The sequence below is a fragment of the Streptomyces sp. NPDC014801 genome, assembly GCF_043082085.1.
In the GTDB taxonomy this organism is placed as follows: domain Bacteria; phylum Actinomycetota; class Actinomycetes; order Streptomycetales; family Streptomycetaceae; genus Streptomyces.
Map to the genome: position 1 here is coordinate 608,005 of NZ_JBIBXG010000005.1, position 21,051 is coordinate 629,055.

Genomic DNA, 21,051 nt, shown 5'->3' on the forward strand with positions numbered 1-21,051 from the left:
GGTCATGAGCGCAGACGGTCAGGCAAGCAGCCGCTGGTTCGACGAGGACGCCGGACCCGTCGTCCGCCCGTACGCCATGACGCGGGGCCGCACCACCAGTGCGGCCCAGCACCGCCTCGACCTGATCGCGGTGGTCGTCACGGAGCCCGGCGTGGACGACCCGGAAGCCGATCCCACGCTCTCCCCGGAGCACGTGGACATCGTCGAGCTGTGCCGCACCACCGGGCAGTCGGTGGCCGAGCTCGCCGCGGAACTCGACCTGCCCATCGGCGTGGTCCGGGTCCTGGTCGGTGATCTCGTGGACGCCGAGCTCGTCCACGTGAACCGGCCCATCCCTCCGGCCGAACTGCCGGACGAGAGCATTCTGCGCGATGTGATCAACGGCCTGCGTGCGCTGTGAACGGCGCGGAAGCGGGGTGAGGACGTGACCGGCTGGCAGTTCTGGGTGGACCGGGGCGGCACCTTCACCGACATCGTCGCGCGCCGCCCGGACGGCCGCCTGCTCACGCACAAGCTGCTCTCCGACACCCCCGCGGATCACGGGGACGCGGCTGTCGCCGGTGTCCAGGCGCTGCTCGCCGGCTCCACCGAGCCGGTGGACGCCGTGCGCATGGGCACCACGGTCGCCACCAACGCCCTGCTGGAACGCAAGGGCGAGCGGACCCTGCTCGTGATCACCCGCGGCTTCCGCGACGCCCTGCGCATCGCCTACCAGAACCGCCCCCGGATCTTCGCCCGCCGCATCGAGCTGCCCGAACTGCTCTACGAGCGGGTGCTGGAGGTGGACGAACGCATCACCGCCGACGGCACCGTGCTGCGCGCGCCCGACCTGGACGCCCTCGCCGGACCCCTGCGGCAGGCCCACGACGACGGTATCCGCGCCGTCGCGGTGGTCTGCATGCACAGCCACCTGCACCCCGCGCACGAGCGGGCCGTCGGAGAGCTGGCCGAACGCATCGGCTTCCCGCAGATCTCGCTGTCCAGCGAGGTCAGTCCCCTGATGAAGCTCGTCCCGCGCGGGGACACCGCCGTCGTCGACGCCTACCTCTCGCCCGTGCTGCGCCGCTACGTCCAGCAGGTCGCCGGCGAGCTGACGGGTGTGCGCCTGATGTTCATGCAGTCCAACGGCGGCCTCACCGAGGCCGGGCAGTTCCGCGGCAAGGACGCCATCCTGTCCGGCCCCGCCGGCGGCATCGTCGGCATGGCCCGGATGTCGCAGCTGGCCGGGTTCGACCGCGTCATCGGCTTCGACATGGGCGGCACCTCCACCGACGTCTCCCACTTCGCCGGCGCCTACGAGCGCGTCTTCACCACACAGATCGCCGGTGTGCGGCTGCGCGCCCCCATGCTCGACATCCACACGGTCGCGGCCGGCGGCGGCTCGGTGCTGCACTTCGACGGATCCCGCTACCGCGTGGGGCCTGACTCCGCGGGCGCGGACCCCGGCCCCGCCTGCTACCGCGCCGGGGGACCGCTCGCGGTGACCGACGCCAACGTCATGCTCGGCCGCATCCAGCCCGCGCACTTCCCCGCGGTCTTCGGCCCGGACGGCGACCAGCCCCTGGACGCCGATGTCGTCCGGGACCGCTTCACCGCGCTCGCCCGGGAGATCCGCGACCACACCGGCGACGACCGCACCCCCGAGCAGGTCGCCGAGGGCTATCTGCAGATCGCCGTCGCCAACATCGCCAACGCGGTGAAGCGGATCTCCGTGCAGAAGGGCCACGACGTCACTCGCTACACCCTCACCACGTTCGGCGGCGCGGGCGGTCAGCACGCGTGCATGGTCGCCGACTCCCTCGGCATCCGCACCGTCCTCGTCCCCCCGATGGCGGGCGTCCTGTCCGCCCTCGGCATCGGCCTCGCCGACACCACGGCCATGCGGGAGCAGTCCGTCGAGGCCCCGCTGGACCCCTCCGCCCTGCCCGGCGTGCACCGCACGGCCGACGAACTGGAGGCCGCCGCCCGCGCCGAACTCCTCGCCGAGGACGTGCCCGAGGACCGCATCCGCGTCAGCCGCCGCGCCCAGCTGCGCTACGACGGCACCGACACCACCCTCACCGTCGAGCTGACCGAGCCGGACGCCATGCGGCAGGCGTTCGAGGAACGTCATCGCGCCACGTACTCCTTCACCCTCGACCGCCCGATCGTCGTCGAAGCCCTCTCCGTCGAAGCCACCGGCCTCACCGAACCCCCCGATCTGTCGGCCCTCGCCCCGTACGAAGGCCGCCCCGCCGCGCCCGGGTCCGCCCGCCTCCACACGGGCGGCGCCTGGCGCGACGTACCCCTGCACCGCCGCGAGACCCTGCCCCCCGGCCGTACCGTCACCGGCCCCGCGATCATCACCGAGGCCAGTGCCACCACCGTCGTCGACGACGGCTGGCAGGCCGTCGCCCGCGACGACGGGCATCTGGTCATGGAACGCGTCGCGGTCACGCAGAGTTCCCAGACGGACACGGAAGCGGATCCCGTCCTGCTGGAGATCTTCAACAACCTCTTCATGTCGATCGCCGAGCAGATGGGCGCCCGCCTGGAGTCAACGGCCCAGTCGGTCAACATCAAGGAGCGCCTGGACTTCTCCTGCGCCCTGTTCGACCCCGACGGGAACCTGGTGGCCAACGCCCCGCACATCCCCGTGCACCTGGGCTCGATGGGCACCAGCGTCAAGGAGGTCATCCGCCGCCGCGGTGCCCGGATGAGGCCGGGGGACACTTACGCCGTCAACGACCCGTACCACGGCGGCACCCACCTGCCCGACGTCACCGTCATCACCCCCGTCTTCGACACGGAGGGTGAGCGCGTCCTGTTCCACGTCGCCTCCCGGGGCCACCACGCGGAGATCGGCGGCATCGCCCCGGGCTCCATGCCCGCGCACAGCCGGACCATCGAGGAGGAAGGGGTCCTCTTCGACAACTGGCTGCTCGTCGACGGCGGCCGCTTCCGCGAACAGGAGACGCTCCGACTGCTCACCGAGGCGCCCCACCCCTCCCGCAACCCCCGCACCAACCTCGCCGACCTGCGGGCGCAGATCGCCGCCAACCACAAAGGCGTCGAGGAGGTCGGCCGCATGATCGACACCTTCGGCCTCGACGTCGTCCAGGCGTACATGCGCCACGTGCAGGACAACGCGGAAGAAGCCGTCCGCCGGGTCGTCGACGCCCTGGACGACGGGGAGTACGCCTACGAGACCGATGCCGGCGCCGTCATCCGGGTACGCGTGCGCGTGGACCGCGCGCAGCGCTCCGCCACCATCGACTTCACCGGCACCTCCGCCCAGCTCGGCTCCAACTTCAACGCGCCCTACTCGGTCGTCAACGCCGCCGTGCTGTACGTCTTCCGCACCCTGGTCGCCGACGACATCCCGCTCAACGACGGCTGCCTGCGCCCCCTGCGCATCGTCGTGCCGCCCGGCTCGATGCTCGCGCCCGAGCCCCCCGCCGCCGTCGTCGCGGGCAACGTGGAGACCTCCCAGGCCATCACGGGCGCGCTGTACGCGGCGCTCGGCGTGCAGGCCGAGGGCTCGGGGACCATGAACAACGTCACCTTCGGCAACGACCGGCACCAGTACTACGAGACCGTGGCCTCGGGTTCCGGCGCCGGGGACGGCTTCCCCGGGGCGAGCGTCGTGCAGACCCACATGACCAACTCCCGCCTCACCGACCCCGAGGTGCTGGAGTGGCGCCTGCCCGTCCTGCTCGAGGAGTTCGCCGTCCGCCGCGGCAGCGGGGGCGCCGGAAGGTGGCCCGGCGGCGACGGGGCGGTGCGGCGCATCCGCTTCCGGGCGCCCATGACGGTCTCCACCCTCTCCCAGCACCGCCGGGTGCCCCCGTACGGCATGGCGGGAGGCGACCCCGGAGCCCTGGGCGCGAACCGGGTCGAGCGGGCGGACGGCACCGTCACCGCGCTCGGCGGCAGCGACTCCACCGACGTCGCACCCGGCGACGTCCTCGTCATCGAAACCCCCGGCGGAGGAGGCTACGGCCCCCCGCCGGCCGACCCCAGCGAGCAGGAGAAGGAAACCGATGATCTTCGGGCGCTCTGAACGCGGCAAGCCCCCGGTCGAGCCCGTCACGCTCAAGATCCTCGTGGCCGGCGGCTTCGGCGTGGGCAAGACCACCCTCGTCGGCGCGGTCAGCGAGATCAGACCGCTGCGCACCGAGGAACTGCTCACCGAGGCGGGGCGACCCGTCGACGACACGCGCGGGGTGGAGACCAAGCACACCACCACCGTCGCGATGGACTTCGGGCGCATCACCCTGCGCGAGGACCTGGTGCTCTACCTGTTCGGCACGCCCGGCCAGGAACGCTTCTGGTTCATGTGGGACGAGCTGTCGGAGGGCGCGCTCGGCGCGGTCGTCCTCGCCGACACCCGCCGCCTGGAGGACTCCTTCGCCGCCATCGACTACTTCGAGCGGCGTGCGATCCCGTTCGTGGTCGGGGTGAACTGCTTCGAGGGCGCCGCGCGCTATCCCGCCGAGGACGTTCGCGGGGCCCTCGACCTGGACGACGACGTCCCGCTCGTGATGTGCGACGCGCGGGACCGCGCGTCGGTCAAGGACGTGCTGATCGGCGTGGTCCAGCACGCCATGGCCTACGCGGCCGAACACCGCCCGGCCGTCACCACCTGACGCGCCGGCACGGGTGCGGTTCGTACCCCGGACGCGCCGGCACGGGTGCGGCTCGTACCCCCGCCGACCGGGGTACGAGCCGCGGCCCGCGCACACGCACGCGTGCCCGCGTGTGCCTCACGCGCCGGTTGCGCGTGGCCGTCGTGTGCCGGTGCCTCCCCGCGCCTGCCCCCGATCGGCGCGCGTACGCGCGTGCCTAGGCGTCACCGTCCTCCAGCCAGCCGAAGCTCTTCTCCACCGCCTTGCGCCAGTTGCGGTACTCGCGCTCGCGCACCGGCTCGTCCATGGACGGCGTCCACTGGGCGTCCTCCTTCCAGTGCGCCTTCAGCTCGTCGAGGTCGTTCCACACCCCGGTGGCCAGTCCGGCGGCGTAGGCGGCGCCCAGGCAGGTGGTCTCGGAGACCTTGGGCCGGATCACCGGGACCCCGAGGACGTCGGCCTGGTGCTGCATGAGCAGGTTGTTCTTGGTCATGCCGCCGTCGACCTTCAGGCTGGTGATCTCCACGCCCGAGTCCTGGTACATGGCGTCCACGACCTCACGCGTCTGCCAGCTCGTGGCCTCCAGCACGGCCCGCGCGAGGTGTGCCTTGGTGACGTACCGGGTGAGCCCGGTGACCACACCGCGGGCGTCGGAGCGCCAGTACGGCGCGAACAGGCCCGAGAAGGCGGGCACGATGTACGCGCCGCCGTTGTCCTCGACGCTCGCCGCGAGCGGCTCGATGTCGTCGGCCGTGCGGATGATGCCGAGCTGGTCGCGGAACCACTGCACCAGCGCTCCCGTGATGGCGATGGCGCCCTCCAGGCAGTAGACCGGCGCCTCTTCGCCGATCTTGTAGCCCATCGTCGTCAGCAGTCCGCTCTTGGACGGCACCGGCCGGGTGCCGGTGTTGAGCAGCAGGAAGCTGCCCGTGCCGTAGGTGTTCTTCGCGGTGCCCACGTCGTAGCAGCACTGCCCGAACACGGCCGCCTGCTGGTCTCCCAGCGCCGAGGCCACCGGCACCCCGGCGAGCTGGCCGACGGCCGTGCCGTAGACCTCCGAGGAGGAGCGGATCTCGGGCAGCACGGCTTCCGGCACGTTCATCGCGGACAGGATGGAGGAGTCCCACTGGAGGGTCTCGAGGTTCATCAGCATGGTGCGTCCGGCGTTGGTCACGTCGGTGACGTGCCGTCCGCCGTCGGTGCCGCCGGTGAGGTTCCAGATCAGCCAGGAGTCGATGGTGCCGAAGGCGATCTCGCCCCGCTCGGCGCGGGCCCTGAGGTCGGGCACGTTGTCGAGCAGCCAGGCGGCCTTCGGCCCGGAGAAGTAGCTGGCGAGCGGCAGTCCGGTCTGCTCCCGGAAGCGGTCCTGGCCGTCGGAGCCGCCGAGTTCCCGGCAGAGCGCGGCGGTGCGCGTGTCCTGCCAGACGATGGCGTTGTGCACCGGCTTGCCGGTGGCGCGATCCCACAGGACGGTCGTCTCGCGCTGGTTGGTGATGCCGAGGGCACTCAGCTGGTCGGCGCGCAGCCCGGCCTTGGCGACCGCGCCGGCGACCACCGCCTGCACCTTGGACCAGATCTCGGTGGCGTCGTGCTCGACCCATCCGGGCTTGGGGAAGATCTGGCGGTGCTCGCGCTGGTCGACGGCGACGATCTCACCGGCGTGGTTGAAGATGATGCAGCGGCTCGACGTGGTGCCCTGGTCGATGGCGGCGACGTACTTCTCGGCGTTGTCCGTCATGGCTACCCCTTGGGCTTCGGCTCAGCAGGCTGGGTGGTGGGACAGGGGCCCGCGCGCGGGAGCGCGTCAGCGGGCCGGCAGCCGGGTTCCCGGTGACGATCCGATCGGAGAGGCGATGCTTGTGGTGCTCATGGCGGCTCCCGGGGTCCGGCCGATGATCAACCTCGGTGCTCCGTGCAGGGTGCGCTTTCCATGGCGGCTGGGGCCGGCGGGGAACCCGCGGCGCCCCGGCGGCGTCCGCCCGTGACGAGCGTGCCGTCGCAGCCGACCCGCCCCGAGACAGGCCATGTACGCAGAGAGCCCACGCGGCACGGTGCGTGATACGCCGAGAATGTCGGCGATGTCGGCTGACATGGGAAGTCTTCCCCGGCGCCCAGGGGCCGTCAAGGCGAGCGACTGTACGGGTTGGAAGGCTCACGCACCGCGATCACTCACCTGTTCGAAAGTCCGCCGATGACCGTGGGATTCCGAGCCTCCCCGCCGCCCGACGCCTTTCCGGCGCATGCGCCCGCATCCAACTCGGCCGCGAGAGGGTGACGTTCCTCCGGACCCTCCTTCGAGGACCGGCCGCCGGAGGTCCTCTGCGGCGCTCTGCGGGCCGTGGAGCGGTCAGCGGGCGGGGAACCCTCAGTCTCGCCTCATGGCGTCTCAGGAGGCCACCGGAGCCCCTTCCGAGCCGCGCAGGATCTCATGCCCCGGCAGTCCCGCCCGGCCCAGCACCCAGCTGGCGCCCCGCAGCGCCTTCGCGGCCTTCTTCAGCGGTGCCAGCACCGCGGCTGCCTGCCGGTGGTCGCCGACGCTCCCCGGCGCGCACACCACGGTGGCGAGCGACAGCGTGACCGGCCGGCCGCCCGCGGCCCACGGCGCGTCCAGTACGGCCGCCGCCAGCGGGTCGAGCCCGTCCGGATCGGTGAGCACCAGGAAGTCGTCCCCGCCGATGTGCCCCACGCGCGTGGCGCCGCTCGCCGCGCGCTGCAGCGCCTGTCCCACCGAGCGGATCAGCTCGTCGCCCGCGGCGAAACCCGCCCCGTCGTTGACCTGCTTGAAGTGGTCCACGTCCAGCCAGCTCAGCGCGAACGCCCGCCCGGCCGCGATGCGGCGGTCCACCTCACCGGTGATGGCGTCCGACCCCGGCAGCCGGGTCAGCGGATTGAGCCCGGCGGCCTCCTCCACCCGGCTCTCGGCGAGCGCCCGCACCAGGTCGGCGAGGCGTACGACCCCCACGCAGCGCCCGCGGCCGTCGACCACCGCGACGTCGTCCGAGGTCCGGTCGCGCCCTCCGACAGCTACCACGTCCAGCACCTCCCAGGCGGTGGCGTCGATCCCCACCGTCCGCGGCGGATCGCCGAGCTTGGCCGCGGGACGGTCGGCGTACAGCGCGTGGCCGTACCGCCCGGACATGGTCAGCAGGAACCGCGAGCGGTGCACCGAGCGCACCGGCACCCCGGCCGGGTCCACCAGCAGCACGCCGGACACGTCGGGCGACCCGGTCAGCAGCGCCCGCACCTGGCCCGCGGAGGCGTGGGCGGGCAGCAGCGCGGCCGGCCGCACGAACTGCCGCACCGGCGGGCCCGAGCGGGGTGCCGGGACGATGCCGGGGGAGCGGGGCGGGACGTACACGTCCGCCGCGGGCAGCCGGGCCGGCGGCGCGAACAGCTCACCCTGGGCCAGCTGGGCCCCGGCCGTCAGCGCGGCCGTGCACTGGGACTCGGTCTCCACCCCCTCGACGGCCAGCAGCGCGCCAAGTTCGTCGCACAGGGTCCGCATCGCCCGTACCGCGGCGGGCCGGACCAGCAGGGACGCGTCCAGCTTGACCAGCTCCGGCGAGAGGTCCGTCAGGAGCCGCAGCGGCACGTCCCCGTCGCCGACGCCGTCGGCGCTGATGCGGAAGCCCTGGCGGCGCAGCGCGGCCACGGCCTCCAGCAGGGCGCGCTGCGGCACGTGCGTGTACGGCGGGCCGATGTCGACGGTGATCTCCCAGGGCAGCCGTCCCGCCTCGCGCACCGCGTCGTGCAGTGCGGCCAGCCCGCCGAGGTCGGCCAGGGTGCCGGCGAAGACGTTCACGTGCAGCGGCAGCAACGTCTCCTTGCGCACCGCCGCGCGGAAGGCCAGCACCGCGAGGTCGCCGTCCAGTTCGGGATCGCGGCGGGCCTCGGCCAGGATGTCGCCGGCCTCCGGTCGGGCGAGGATCTCCAGTGCCGCGACCCCGCCCGTGGTGAGGTTGACCACCGGTTGGAAGGCGAAGCGGAGAGTATCCGTCCAGGAGTGCACGGGAGCATGATGGCGCCGCCGAAGCGTGCCCGGGCCCGGTTCATGCACCGTTCACGCAGGATTCCCACGCGATCACACAGCGTAGGAACCCGCGTTCGGGTATTCGCCGTCGGCGTGCGATGCGGGTGTTCGGTTCCCTTCGGCCCTCACCACCTGGTAGATGCAAGGGACATGACACGACTGCCCCGTCTGGCGCGAGCGCTGATCACCGCGCTCACCGCCCTGCTGACCGTGCCCCTCGCCTCCGCCACCGCCCGGGCGTCCACGGACCCGAAGGCGCCCGCGGACTTCGTGGCCCTCAGAGCCGTGGACCCCACGATCCTCCAGGAGATCCGCTACTTCACCCCGCACAACTTCGTCGGCGAGCGCATCGACGGCTACGAGCAGCCGATGTGCATCCTCACCCGGCCCGCCGCCGAAGCCCTCCACACCGCACAGCAGAGGCTGCTGCGCGAGGGCTACAGCCTCAAGGTGTACGACTGCTACCGGCCGCAGCGCGCCGTCGACCACTTCGTCCGCTGGGCGAAGGACCTCGACGACCAGCGCATGAAGGCCGAGTTCTACCCGGACGTCGACAAGACCCGGCTGTTCGCCGACGGGTACATCGCCGAGAAGTCCGGTCACAGCCGCGGCTCCACCATGGACCTCACGATCGTCCGGCTGCCCGCCCGGCCGACCCACCCGTACGTCCCGGGGCAACCGCTCGTGCCCTGTTACGCCCCCAAGAAGGATCGCTTTCCGGACAACTCCCTCGACATGGGGACCGGGTTCGACTGTTTCGACACCCTCTCGCACACCCTCGATCCGCGCATCCAGGGCGAACAGCGCGCCAACCGGCTGCTCCTGAAGAGCACCCTGGAGCGCCTCGGCTTCGTGAACCTCGCCGAGGAGTGGTGGCACTACACCTACAAGCCGGAGCCCTACCCGGACACCTACTTCGACTTCCCCGTCTCCGCCAAGTCGCTCACGAAGCAACGGCCGACGGACTGAAGTCGACGCCCTCTCCGATCGGATACAGTCCGCGCGTGTCCGAAATCCAGCACTCCACTTCCAACTCCGGTCCCGGCTCCCACTGTTCGAGCTGTGGCACGCCCTATGGAGAGGGCATCACCGGCTGGCCGCGCACCTGCCCCGGCTGCGGCGCCGTCGCCTACCGCAACCCGCTGCCGGTGGCGATCGCCCTCCAGCCCGTGTACGACACCGAAGGCACCGCCCTGGTCGTCATCACGCGGGCCGTCGACCCCGCGCGCGGGGGCATCGCCCTGCCGGGCGGCTACGTCGACGACCGCGAGGACTGGCGGCAGGCCGTCGTCCGCGAGCTCAAGGAGGAGACCGGCATCGACGCGGCGAGCCGCGACGTCCGCCTCGTCGACGCCATGAGCTCCCCCGACGGCCACCTGCTGCTCTTCGGACTGCTGCCGGAACGCCCCGCCGACGGTCTGCCCCCGTCGGCGGCCACGGACGAGACAGAGGGCCGGCAGCTGCTGCGCCGCCCCGAGCAGCTCGCCTTCCCGCTGCACACGGCGGCCGTGCGGGCGTGGTTCGAGGGCCGCTACATCTGACCCCGTCCCGCCCGCCGAGCCCCCTCGCGGGTCATGGTCCTCAGCGCTCGTCGAGCCCCCGCACCCTGACCGGCAGGGAGGGCTCGCGCAGGCCGTCCGGGCCCTCCAGCCCGACGACCAGGCGCGAGCCCTCCCAGCGGGTGACATAGCGCTCGATCTCCGGCTCCTCCCCGCCCTCGCCCGGGTCCGCCACCACCAGACCGCCCCCGGTGCGGCCCGGGGCCGGCGCCCACACCTCCAGCGCCCGCCCGCCGTCGTCCCCCCGCACGGCCATTACCGCACCCGCGCGTGCCAGCACCGGGATCCGGGACAGGGGCGCGTCGAGCAGCACCTGCCCGGGCCCGTCGTACGTGCGGCCCGTGGCCGTGTCGTACCAGCGGCCGCGGGGCAGCCGCACCGTCCGCTGCACCGCCCCGGGTTCGAGCACCGGCGCCACCAGCAGACAGTCACCCAGCAGGAAGGCGTCCTCGCCGGCGCGCAGCGCCCGGTCCTCCGGGGCGCCCCACCACAGGGGCCGCACATAGGGGGCTCCGGTGCGCCGGGCCAGATGCGCCAGCGTCATGAAGTACGGCAGCAGCCGCCGGCGTTCGCCGAGTGCCACGCGCGCGTGCGCGAGCACGTCGGCGCCGAACTCCCACGGCTCCCTGCGCCCGGCGTCCTTGCTCGCGTGCGTGCGGAACAACGGCAGGTAGGCGCCCAGCTGGAACCACCGCAGAAACAGCTCGGGCGACGGGCTGCCGTCGAACCCGCCGATGTCCGGACCCGAGTACGGCACCCCGCACAGCCCCAGGCCGATCACCAGCGACAGCGACGCCCGCAGCCCCGGCCAGCCGGTGGCGACGTCCCCGGACCAGGTGCCCCCGTACCGCTGCATGCCCGCCCACCCGGAGCGGGAGAACAGGAAGGGGCACTCCCGCGGCGACAGCTCGCGCAGGCCCTCGTAGGCGGCGCGCGTCATGCACAGGCCGTAGACGTTGTGCGCCTCCCGGTGGTCGCCGCCGCGCCCCTCCAGGCAGTGCCGGGCCGAGCGGGGCAGGGTCGACTCACCGAACGCGGTGAACGAGGTCGGCTCGTTCATGTCGTGCCAGAAGCCGGAGAAGCCCTGGGCCAGCCGCTCCGCGTACAGGCCGCCCCACCACTTGCGCACGCGCGCGTGCGTGAAGTCGGGGAACACCGCGTCCCCCGGCCACACCACCCCCTCCACCAGCCGGCCGGAGGAGTCCCGCACGAACGCGTCCAGGGCCGCGCCGTCGTCGTACACGGCGTTGCCCGGCACGGCCTTGACCGCCGGGTCCACGATCGACACCAGCCGGATCCCGTCCCGGCGCAGTTCCTCGGCGAGCCTCGGCAGCGCCGGGAAGCGCTCCCTGTCGACGGTGAACACCTGGTGCGCGTCGTAGTGGTCGATGTCGAGGTGGACGGCGTCGAGCGGCAGGCCGCGCCGCCGGTAGCCCGCCACGATCCGCCGTACCTCCTCCTCGCTGCCGAAGCCCCAGCGCGCGTGCTGGTGGCCCAGCGCCCAGGCCGGCGGCAGCGCGGGCGCACCCGTCAGCGACGCCCACGCGAGCAGCACGCGCGCGGGGGTGCCCACCATCACCCAGCAGCGCAGCGGACCGCCCTGCATGCGCAGCTCGCAGGTGCCGGGCCGGTCGTGTCCCGAGCCGGCGCCCTCCTCGCCCTCCCGCAGGGTGACCGTGCCGTCCCAGGAGTTGTCGTGGAACAGCAGATGCGTGCCCGCGTCGGCCACCACCATCTGCACCGGCATGGTGATGTACAGCGGGTCGTCGCCGGGGGAGAAGGCGTGGCCGGGGTCGGTGTTCCACAGCCGGTACGCGCCGTCGCGCAGACGGGGACCGCCCGCCCGTCCGCCGAGGCCGAAGAACCGCGCGTCCGGTGCCACCTCGGAGCGCACCGTCCAGCGTCCCGGGCCGCCGTCGGCCGGCTCCCACCACCGAGGCGGCAGCTCCCGGCGCAGCGTCACCCCGCCGGGCGTGCGGATCTCCACGGCGCCGTGCCGGGAGACGGCGACCGTCACCCGCTCGGCCACCACCCGCCAGCCGCCGTCCTTGTCCGGCTCCAGCGAGGCCCGCGGGTCCGGCTCCGGTCCGTGCCCGGCCACGGCGTACGACGGTTCCACGCCGGCCCCGTCCCAGCCCCAGAAGGCCGCGCCGTTGCCCGCGACGAGAATGCGCAGCTCCGAGCGGCTGAACCGGATCACACCGCCGCCGGGACCGGGCTCCACCTCCCGGATGACGCCGGGCACCCGCGCCCGCTCGGCACCCCGCCGCGGCAGCCCGGTGGCGTCGGTCCGGCGCCGGCGCCACGCCGCCCGCACACTGCGCACGCCCTGGGCCGTCCCCACCGAGCCGAGCAGCTTCACCGAACGCACCAGGTCACGACCGTCCATGCTGCTCAGCCTGCCATCGACCGGCCCCCGCGCGGGTGTCGTTCAACTGCCGTTCACCCGTGACCGGACCACATCTTCACGACACGAACTATGTGCGGTGAACCCTGGTGCGGAAGACGATCACGTGGCATCGTCCGTTTCAGCCGCGTCACGCGCACACCCCAGCCCGTGCGCGGACGACGCACACGACGCGCACAGCCCGGGAGCCGCCCCAATGACGACCGTGAACCCGCAACCGCTCTGGCAGCCGGATCCGGAGCGCATCGCACAGGCCCAGGTGACCAGGTTCCAGGCCTGGGCGGCCGAGCACCACGGCGCACCGGCCGAGGGAGGCTACCCGGCGCTGCAGCGCTGGTCCGTCGAGGACCTGGAGGCCTTCTGGAAGGCCGTCACCGAGTGGTTCGACGTGCGCTTCACGACGCCCTACGCGCGCGTGCTCGGCGACCGCGCGATGCCGGGCGCCCAGTGGTTCCCCGGTGCGACCCTCAACTACGCCGAGCACGCCCTGCGCGCCGCCGCCGACCGCCCCGACGCGCCGGCCCTGCTGTGCGTCGACGAGACGCACGAGGCGCGCCCGGTCACCTGGGCCGAGCTGCGCCGCCAGGTCGGCTCGCTCGCCGCCGAACTGCGCGCCCTCGGCGTGCGGCCGGGCGACCGCGTCAGCGGCTACCTGCCGAACATCCCGCAGGCCGTGGTCGCCCTCCTCGCCACCGCCGCCGTCGGCGCGGTGTGGACCTCCTGCGCCCCCGACTTCGGCGCCCGCAGCGTCCTCGACCGATTCCAGCAGGTCGAACCGGTCGTCCTGTTCACGGTCGACGGCTACCGCTACGGCGGCAAGGAGCACGACCGCCGCGAGGTCGTCGCCGAACTGCGCCGCGAGCTGCCCACGCTGCGCGCGGTGGTGCACATCCCGCTGCTGGGCACCGACGCCCCCGAGGGCGCCCTTGAGTGGTCCGCCCTGACCGCGGCCGACACGGAGCCGGTCTTCGAGCAGGTGCCCTTCGACTACCCGCTGTGGGTGCTGTACTCCTCCGGCACGACCGGCCTGCCCAAGGCCATCGTCCAGTCCCAGGGCGGCATCCTGGTCGAGCACCTCAAGCAGCTCGGCCTGCACTGCGACCTCGGCCCCGAGGACCGTTTCTTCTGGTACACCTCGACCGGCTGGATGATGTGGAACTTCCTCGTCTCCGGTCTGCTGACCGGCACCACGATCGTCCTGTACGACGGCAGCCCCGGCTATCCCGACACCGGCGCCCAGTGGCGGGTCGCCGAACGCACCGGCGCCACTCTCTACGGCACCTCCGCCGCCTACGTCATGGCCTGCCGCAAGGCGGGCGTGCACCCCGGTCGCGACCACGACCTGTCGGCGGTGCGCTGCGTCGCCACCACCGGCTCGCCGCTGCCGCCGGACGGCTTCCGCTGGCTGCACGACGAGGTGCGCGAGGACCTGTGGATCGCCTCCGTCAGCGGCGGCACGGACGTGTGCTCCTGCTTCGCGGGCGCCGTCCCCACCCTGCCGGTGTACATCGGCGAGCTCCAGGCGCCCTGCCTCGGCACCGACCTGCAGTCCTGGGACCCCAGCGGCAAGCCCCTGACGGACGAGGTCGGCGAACTCGTCGTCACCAACCCCATGCCCTCGATGCCGATCCGCTTCTGGAACGACCCCGACGGCAGCCGCTACCACGACAGCTACTTCGACACCTATCCCGGCGTGTGGCGTCACGGCGACTGGATCACCGTCACCTCCCGCGGCTCGGTGATCATCCACGGCCGCTCGGACTCCACCCTGAACCGCCAGGGCGTGCGCATGGGGTCGGCCGACATCTACGAGGCCGTCGAGCGCCTGCCGGAGATCCGGGAGTCCCTCGTCATCGGCATCGAGCAGCCCGACGGCGGCTACTGGATGCCGCTGTTCGTCCACCTGGCGCCGGGGGCGGTGCTCGACGACGCCCTCGTCGACCGGATCCGGCGGACCATCCGCGAACAGCTCTCCCCGCGCCACCTCCCGGACGAGATCATCGAGGTGCCGGGCGTCCCGCACACCCTCACCGGCAAGCGCATCGAGGTCCCGGTCAAGCGCCTCCTGCAGGGCACCCCCCTGGAGAAGGCCGTCAACCCCGGCTCCATCGACAACCTCGACCTGCTGCACTTCTACGAGGACCTCGCCCGCAAGCGCGCCTGACCCGGGGCGTCAGCCCCCGTAGGTGGCCTCGGACTCGCCCAGGACGGCGGCGAAGTCCGAGGCCAGCCGCACCGCGTCGGCGCTCTCCAGCTCGGCCACGGAGATCCGCACCCCCGGCGGCGCCGCCAGCCGGAACCGTGCGCCGGCCGCGACCCACCAGCCGTGCGAACGCAGCCCGTTCACCACCGCGGACTCGTCCCGCACGGGCACCCACAGGTTGAGCCCGCTCGCGCCGTGCGCGGCGACGCCCCGCTCCGCGAGCGCGTCCCGCAGGGCCCGCCGGCGCTGTGCGTACGCCTCACGCGCGCGTGCCACCAACGCGCGCGTGCCGTCGTCGGTCATCAGGCCGTGAACGGTGTCCTGCAGCAGGTGGCTCACCCACCCCGAGGTCAGCAGCAGCCGCCCGTCGTGCCGGCCCAGCGTGACCGGATCGCAGGCCGCCGCCGCCCAGCGCAGATCCGTCCCCAGGAACTTGCTCACCGTGCGCACATGCACCCAGCGCGCGAGCCCCGAGGCGCTGAGCGTCCACAGCGGAGCGTCGGCCACGGCGGAGGCGTGGTCGTTCTCCACCACCAGCACCTCACCGGCCCCGCGCAGCACCTCCGCGAGCGCGTCCCGGCGCGCCGCCGAGAAGCAGCCGCCATATGGATTCTGCGCCCGCGGGCTGTACACCACGGCCCGCACACCCGCCCGCAGCGCCTCGCGCAGGGCGTCGGGGCGCATCCCCTCGTCGTCCACCGCCACCGGCACGATCCGCAGCCCCAGCGCGGCGACCAGGTCCAGCAGGTGGTGATAGCCGGGGTCCTCCATCGCCACGGCGTCCCCCGGGCGCAGCTCCACCGACAGCAGCCGGCCGATCAGATCCAGCGCCCCGTGCGCGAACGTCACGTGCTCCACGGGCACCCCGTCGGGCCGCAGCCAGTCCCGCACCGCCTCCTCCAGGTGCGCCAGCCGAGGCGTCGAGCGGTGCGAACGGGCGCCGGGGGAGAGCCGGGACGGCGGCACGAGAGCCGGCAGCAGCCGGGGATCGGGGTGCCCGCCCGCCAGGTCACGCAGGCCCTCCGGCACCTTCGGGGGCCGGCGTGAGGCGACCGCGGGAGCCGGCGCGATCACCGTGCCGCCCCGGCCGCGCGTGACCACGATGCCCCGCTGCCGCAGCTCCTTGTACGCCGTCGCGACGGTCCCCGGGCTCACCCCGAGGTCGTCCGCCAGCCGGCGCACCGGCGGCAGCGCCGCGCCCGGAGCCAACGCCCCCTCGGCGACGCCGCGTTCGACCGACGCGGCAATTCCCTTGGCCGTCGTCCCACTGAAGCCGTATTGTGTTGCCACGTTGGCAATTATGTACCAATACATAATTTCATGCAAGGGGGAACCGTGCGACGGACGCAGCGGACAGACACGAGGAAGACCACGAGGAAGACCCGCATACCCGGAGGACGGGCCGGGCGGACCATGCTCCTCATCGCCCTCGTCGACCGCATAGGCAGCGGACTGTGGGCCTCCGTCTCCGTCCTGTACTTCACCTACGTCACCCACCTCTCCGTCGCCCAGATCGGCACCCTCGCCGCGGCCGCCGGAGCCGTCGGCATCGCCGGCTCACCCCTCGGCGGACGCCTCGCCGACCGGTTCCCGGTCACCCGCATCCTCGTCACCGTCCAGCTCCTGCGCGCCGCGGCCTCCCTCGCCCTGCTCACCACCGACCGCTTCGCGCTCCTGCTCCTCTTCTCCGCCGTCGGCAGCCTCGGCGACCGCGCCTCCAGCGTCCTCACCAAGCTCTACGCCACCCGCATCGCCGGCCCCGACCGCGTCCGCTACCAGGCCCTGCACCGCACCCTCGCCAACGCCGGCTGGGCCCTCGGCGGCCTCGCCGCCGCAGCCGCCCTCGCCCTCGGCACCACCACCGCCTACCGCTGCCTCCTCGCCGGCGACGCCCTCACCTTCCTCCTCTCCGGACTCCTCACCCTGCGCTGCGCGGAACCCCCCTCCGGCCGGCGCACCGTCACCACCTCCGCCACCCCCACCCCACCTGCCCCACCCCGCACACCCTGGCGCGACCGCACCTACCTCGCCTACGTCGCCACCGAGACCGTCCTCTCCCTCGACGACGCCGTCTTCAAAGTCGGCCTGCCCCTGTGGATCGCCCACACCGGCACCGTCCCCCACCAGCTGGCACCCCTCCTCCTCGTCCTCAACAACGTGATGGTCGTGGCCCTGCAGGTCCCCCTCGCCCGCTTCGGCACCACCACGGCCGCCGCCCGCCGGCTCCTCCTGCCGCTCTCCGCCGCCTTCGCGCTGGGCGGCGTGACCATGGCCCTCTCCGCCACCGGCACCGCCCTCACCGCCGGCCTCCTGCTCACCGCCGCGGCCACCGCCTTCACCGTCGCCGAGATGCTCCACGCCACCGTCTCCTGGGAACTCTCCGTCGCCCTCGCCCCCGACCACGCCCTCGGCGCCTATCTCGGCGTGCATGGACTCGCGCAGGCCGCCCAGCGCGGCATCGGTCCGCTCGCGGTCACCGCCGCCATCGCCACCGGTCCCGCCGGCTGGACGCTCTTCGGCGCCGCCATCGCGCTGACCTGCGCACTCCAGCACCGGCTCGTCCGCGGCCGCATCGAGCAGACCCCGCTGTCAGTGCCCTCGGTTACGGTGAGTGAGCATTGATCGACTGCGCACAGGGGGAAACATGGCGCACACCGACCGCCGGACCATGCGACGCGTCCTTCGCCGCGAGATCGCCGGCACCATCGGCCTGCTCACCGACGAACACGACTTCCGCGCCATGCGGCGCTACCGCAGCTTCACCTTCGACGACCACACGGCCTACCTGCGCGAGGTGGAAGCCCTCCTCAGGGCCCGAGCCACCCAAGGCGGCCACACCACCGTCACCCTCTTCGACCCCGAGGAGTACGCCACCTACTGCACCGACCGCGGCCTCGACCCCGACAGCCCGGCCAACCGCACCCGCTTCACCGCCGAACTCGCCGGCAACGGCCCCACCATCCCCTACGAGGGACAACCCCTGACCGAACTGGTCCCCGCCCTCGTCGACGAAGCAATCCGCCAGGCCACCTGGGAGTACGCCGCCACCCTCCTCGCCCGCCTCGGCAGCTGCGCCTCCTGCGGCGAGGACATCGGACGCGCCGCCTTCGCCCACGCCTCCCGGCTCCTCACGCGCGTCCTCGACACCGCCCCACCCGGCAACCGCCACCTCGTCTGCAGCGTCTCCGGCCCACCGGAAACCCTCCTCGCCGTCCTGCACGCCGACCAGGACGACACCGGCGCCACCCAGCTCGACGAAGCCGAAGCCCTCGAGTTCACCACCGTCCTCGCCCTGGGCGTCGCCACCGACAGCCCCGGCGGCCTCGTCATGCGCACCACCGCACCCGGCACCAACGACCGCATCTACGGCTGGCGCCTGCGCGACAACGGCCTGCAGCCCCTGACCGCCGGCGAGGTCTTCGACGCCTACTGCAACGACATCGAGACCGGCGACCTCCTCGCCCCCGAATCCGACGTCGACTACTGCGCACCACCCGACCTCGGCGACGAAGGACCGGCACACCGCCACCATCACTGACCCCGCGCGACCACCGGGGCGCCCCACGGCACGACGAAGGGGCGCCCCGCCCGAAGGCGGAGCGCCCCTCATCGGCTCCGAGTACGCGCGCCGCGGCTACTCGCCGGACAGCACCGCCTGAGCCGCGTTGCGCGCCTCCTCGGCACTGTCCGCGGCCCGGGCCGCCGCGGCGGCCCGCTCGCACTGCGCGAGCGTGTGCTTGGCCAGGGTCGCCCGGACATAAGGAATCGACGCCGCACCCATGGACAGGGAGGTGACACCCAGACCGGTCAGCACACACGCCAGCAGCGGGTCGGACGCCGCCTCACCACACACACCGCAGCTCTTGCCCTCGGCCCGCGCCGCCTCGGCGGACAGCGCCACCAGGTCGAGCAGCGCCGGCTGCCACGGGTCCTGCAGCCGCGACACCGCACCCACCTGACGGTCGGCGGCGAACGTGTACTGCGCCAGGTCGTTCGTCCCCAGCGACAGGAACTCGACCTCCTGCAGGATCGAACGCGCCCGCAGCGCCGCCGACGGGATCTCGACCATCGCGCCGAACTTCGCGTGCAGCCCGGCCTCGCGGCAGGCATCGGCGAACGCCTTGGCGTCGGCACGGTCGGCCACCATCGGCGCCATGACCTCGAGGTGAACGGGCAGCCCCTCGGCCGCCTTCGCCAGCGCCGTCAGCTGCGTGCGCAGCACCTCGGGGTGGTCGAGCAGGGTACGCAGACCCCGCACGCCCAGCGCCGGGTTCGGCTCGTCGGCCGGCGTCAGGAAGTCCAGCGGCTTGTCCGCGCCCGCGTCCAGCACCCGCACGACCACACGGCCCTCGGGGAACGCCTCCAGCACCTGCCGGTAGGCCTCGACCTGCTTCTCCTGGGACGGCGCCTTCTTGTTGTCGTCCAGGAACAGGAACTCGGTACGGAAGAGACCGACACCTTCGGCGCCCGCGTCCACCGCGGCGGCCACATCCGCCGGACCGCCGATGTTGGCGAGCAGCGGCACCTTGTGCCCGTCGGCGGTGGCACCCGGGCCGGTCGAGGCGGCCAGCGCGGCCTTGCGCTCGGCGGCGGCGGCCTCCAGCTGCGCCTTCCGCTCCTCGCTCGGGTTCACGAAGATCTCACCGCTGCTGCCGTCGACCGCGATCAGCGTGCCCTCGGCCAGCTCACCGGCGCCCGGCAGGGCCACCACGGCCGGTACGCCCAGCGCGCGCGCCAGGATCGCGCTGTGGCTGGTCGGACCACCTTCCTCGGTCACGAAACCCAGCACCAGCGTCGGGTCCAGCAGCGCGGTGTCCGCGGGCGCGAGGTCCCGGGCGACCAGCACGTACGGCTCGTCGCTGTCCGGCACGCCCGGCATCGGCACGCCGAGCAGCCGGGCGACGATACGGTTCCGCACGTCGTCGAGGTCGGCCACACGGCCGGCGAGGTACTCGCCCGCCGCGGCCAGCAGCTCGCGGTACGCGGCGAACGCGTCGTAGACCGCACGCTCGGCCGTGCTGCCCACGGCGATGCGACGGTCCACGTCCGCCATCAGTTCCGGGTCCTGGGCCATCATGGCCTGGGCCTCCAGCACGGCCTGGGCCTCGCCCCCCGCCAGATTGCCGCGCGCCATCAGGTCGGCGGCCACAGCCTCCACGGCCTTGCGGGCACGCCCCTGTTCGCGCTCCGCCTCGTCCGCAGGGATCTGCTTGGCCGGCGGTTCGAGCACCGCCGTCCCCATGTGCCGAACCTCGCCGATCGCCACACCGTGGCTCACGCCGACGCCTCGCAGCGTTGCTTCCATCTCACCCGTCTCCGATAGTGCGGCGGGTCCCGCCGCCGCGGTGGTTGTCCTATCAGCCGTCACAGGACGGCGCTGACGTCACTTCCAGACGAAAAGGCTGTCGCCGGCCTTCACGTCACCGTCCTCACGAAGCTCGGAGAGGGCCTCGACGGTCGCCTCCAGGGCGACCACGGGGCACACCGGCGACTTGCCGGCGGCCTCCACGGCGGCCGGGTTCCAGCGCACGATGGCCTGGCCGCGGGTGACGGTGTCCCCCTTGTTCACCAAGAGCTCGAAGCCCTCGCCGTTGAGCTGCACGGTGTCGATGCCCAGGTGCGTGAGCACTCCGTGTCCGCTCTCGTCCACGACGACGAAGGCGTGCGGGTGCAGGGAAACGATGACACCGTCCACCGGCGCGACGGCCTCGGAGGCCTCACGGTCGGGGTCGATCGCGGTGCCCGGGCCGACCATGGCCCCGGAGAAGACCGGATCCGGCACGGCAGCCAGTCCGATGGCGCGTCCTGCGAGCGGGGACGTCACGGTCGTCATGGGAAACCTCCCAGGGGTGGAGATCAAAAGGGCCGTCTCGCCTGTCCCGGACGGCGCACTGAGCAGCAGGGTATGTCATAGGTAGTACCGGTTCCGCACGAGAGTTCCCATTAGAGGTCTAGACCACATCTCCAAGGGATTTGCACCCGCTCCGCGGCCCCGTGTACAGTCGTACTCCTGCGACGGGCTGAGCGACGCCATCGAGCATCATCGCCCGAGCAGCAACCCAACTCGTCAGATCCTATCCTGGGATCGCCTTCCGCATGCCTGCGGGACGGTGGTCAAAGGGCCGGAAAAAGCCTGGTAGAGTTGGAAACACCGAAGGGAAGCGCCCGGAGGAAAGCCCGAGAGGGTGAGTACAAAGGAAGCGACCGTTCCTTGAGAACTCAACAGCGTGCCAAAAGTCAACGCC

Annotated in this window: 14 protein-coding genes; 8 read left to right on the top strand and 6 right to left on the bottom strand. The window is 72.8% G+C overall.

All coding sequences use genetic code 11. The features are described 5' to 3' along the window. The first annotated feature begins 4 nt into the window (after positions 1 to 4). The 3 genes from ACF1AL_RS15205 to ACF1AL_RS15215 are packed head-to-tail and all read left to right on the top strand — an operon-like array spanning position 5 to position 4,628. Entirely contained in the window at positions 5 to 400 is a 396-nt protein-coding gene (locus ACF1AL_RS15205; protein WP_384213286.1) for a DUF742 domain-containing protein, read from the top strand. A gap of 24 nt (positions 401 to 424) precedes the next feature. Continuing rightward, positions 425 to 4,042, top strand: a complete 3,618-nt coding sequence (locus tag ACF1AL_RS15210; RefSeq protein WP_391780182.1) for a hydantoinase B/oxoprolinase family protein — start codon at positions 425 to 427, stop codon at positions 4,040 to 4,042. Next, positions 4,023 to 4,628, top strand: a complete 606-nt coding sequence (locus ACF1AL_RS15215; RefSeq protein WP_391705078.1) for an ATP/GTP-binding protein — start codon at positions 4,023 to 4,025, stop codon at positions 4,626 to 4,628. Before ACF1AL_RS15210 ends, ACF1AL_RS15215 begins: the two co-directional genes overlap by 20 nt. Positions 4,629 to 4,824: 196 nt before the next feature. Here ACF1AL_RS15215 and glpK read toward each other — a convergent pair whose 3' ends face one another. Together glpK and ACF1AL_RS15225 are read right to left on the bottom strand one after the other, a co-directional pair. Beyond that, positions 4,825 to 6,345, bottom strand: a complete 1,521-nt coding sequence (gene glpK, locus ACF1AL_RS15220; protein ID WP_391780181.1) for a glycerol kinase GlpK — start codon at positions 6,343 to 6,345, stop codon at positions 4,825 to 4,827. Positions 6,346 to 6,993: 648 nt separating this feature from the next. Continuing rightward, positions 6,994 to 8,616, bottom strand: a complete 1,623-nt coding sequence (locus ACF1AL_RS15225; RefSeq protein WP_391826111.1) for an EAL domain-containing protein — start codon at positions 8,614 to 8,616, stop codon at positions 6,994 to 6,996. Between the two features lie 171 nt (positions 8,617 to 8,787). Here ACF1AL_RS15225 and ACF1AL_RS15230 point away from each other — a divergent pair, with 171 nt between their 5' ends. Next, entirely contained in the window at positions 8,788 to 9,606 is an 819-nt protein-coding gene (locus ACF1AL_RS15230; protein WP_384213298.1) for a M15 family metallopeptidase, read from the top strand. A gap of 35 nt (positions 9,607 to 9,641) precedes the next feature. After that, positions 9,642 to 10,178 (top strand): NUDIX domain-containing protein, encoded by a 537-nt coding sequence (locus tag ACF1AL_RS15235; protein WP_366838217.1) that lies wholly within the window; start codon positions 9,642 to 9,644, stop codon positions 10,176 to 10,178. A 40-nt stretch (positions 10,179 to 10,218) separates the two neighbouring features. Here ACF1AL_RS15235 and ACF1AL_RS15240 read toward each other — a convergent pair whose 3' ends face one another. Next, the gene (locus ACF1AL_RS15240; protein ID WP_391780180.1) at positions 10,219 to 12,585 is read right to left on the bottom strand and encodes a glycoside hydrolase family 31 protein; all 2,367 of its coding nucleotides are present in this window, start codon (positions 12,583 to 12,585) and stop codon (positions 10,219 to 10,221) included. A 214-nt stretch (positions 12,586 to 12,799) separates the two neighbouring features. On the opposite strand from ACF1AL_RS15240, the gene ACF1AL_RS15245 reads away from it, so the two are divergent. Next, positions 12,800 to 14,767 carry an acetoacetate--CoA ligase gene (locus ACF1AL_RS15245; protein ID WP_391780179.1) on the top strand — a complete coding sequence of 656 codons (1,968 nt, stop codon included), beginning with the start codon at positions 12,800 to 12,802 and terminating at the stop codon, positions 14,765 to 14,767. A gap of 9 nt (positions 14,768 to 14,776) precedes the next feature. Here the strand turns inward: ACF1AL_RS15245 and ACF1AL_RS15250 are convergent, their stop codons facing one another. Further along, entirely contained in the window at positions 14,777 to 16,096 is a 1,320-nt protein-coding gene (locus tag ACF1AL_RS15250) for an aminotransferase class I/II-fold pyridoxal phosphate-dependent enzyme (RefSeq protein ID WP_391780178.1), read from the bottom strand. 123 nt (positions 16,097 to 16,219) lie between these two features. On the opposite strand from ACF1AL_RS15250, the gene ACF1AL_RS15255 reads away from it, so the two are divergent. Together ACF1AL_RS15255 and ACF1AL_RS15260 are read left to right on the top strand one after the other, a co-directional pair. Beyond that, positions 16,220 to 17,428: an MFS transporter gene (locus tag ACF1AL_RS15255; RefSeq protein WP_391780177.1), complete on the top strand. Its 1,209-nt coding sequence runs from the start codon at positions 16,220 to 16,222 to the stop codon at positions 17,426 to 17,428. Between the two features lie 22 nt (positions 17,429 to 17,450). Further along, entirely contained in the window at positions 17,451 to 18,344 is an 894-nt protein-coding gene (locus ACF1AL_RS15260) for a hypothetical protein (protein WP_391780176.1), read from the top strand. A 96-nt stretch (positions 18,345 to 18,440) separates the two neighbouring features. Here the strand turns inward: ACF1AL_RS15260 and ptsP are convergent, their stop codons facing one another. Further along, positions 18,441 to 20,111 carry a phosphoenolpyruvate--protein phosphotransferase gene (gene ptsP / locus ACF1AL_RS15265; RefSeq protein WP_366838211.1) on the bottom strand — a complete coding sequence of 557 codons (1,671 nt, stop codon included), beginning with the start codon at positions 20,109 to 20,111 and terminating at the stop codon, positions 18,441 to 18,443. A 78-nt stretch (positions 20,112 to 20,189) separates the two neighbouring features. Continuing rightward, positions 20,190 to 20,639, bottom strand: coding sequence for a PTS glucose transporter subunit IIA (locus ACF1AL_RS15270; protein ID WP_366838209.1), 450 nt, complete (start codon positions 20,637 to 20,639; stop codon positions 20,190 to 20,192). Positions 20,640 to 21,051 lie beyond the last annotated feature (412 nt).

Bases quoted from the DNA above. Each gene is read 5' to 3' on its own strand.
- glpK (WP_391780181.1), bottom strand. From the start codon at position 6,345: ATGACGGACAACGCCGAGAAGTACGTCGCCGCCATCGACCAGGGCACC.
- ACF1AL_RS15260 (WP_391780176.1), top strand. From the start codon at position 17,451: ATGGCGCACACCGACCGCCGGACCATGCGACGCGTCCTTCGCCGCGAG.
- ACF1AL_RS15230 (WP_384213298.1), top strand. From the start codon at position 8,788: ATGACACGACTGCCCCGTCTGGCGCGAGCGCTGATCACCGCGCTCACC.
- ACF1AL_RS15205 (WP_384213286.1), top strand. From the start codon at position 5: ATGAGCGCAGACGGTCAGGCAAGCAGCCGCTGGTTCGACGAGGACGCC.
- ACF1AL_RS15270 (WP_366838209.1), bottom strand. From the start codon at position 20,639: ATGACGACCGTGACGTCCCCGCTCGCAGGACGCGCCATCGGACTGGCT.
- ACF1AL_RS15240 (WP_391780180.1), bottom strand. From the start codon at position 12,585: ATGGACGGTCGTGACCTGGTGCGTTCGGTGAAGCTGCTCGGCTCGGTG.
- ptsP (WP_366838211.1), bottom strand. From the start codon at position 20,111: ATGGAAGCAACGCTGCGAGGCGTCGGCGTGAGCCACGGTGTGGCGATC.
- ACF1AL_RS15245 (WP_391780179.1), top strand. From the start codon at position 12,800: ATGACGACCGTGAACCCGCAACCGCTCTGGCAGCCGGATCCGGAGCGC.
- ACF1AL_RS15255 (WP_391780177.1), top strand. From the start codon at position 16,220: ATGCTCCTCATCGCCCTCGTCGACCGCATAGGCAGCGGACTGTGGGCC.
- ACF1AL_RS15215 (WP_391705078.1), top strand. From the start codon at position 4,023: ATGATCTTCGGGCGCTCTGAACGCGGCAAGCCCCCGGTCGAGCCCGTC.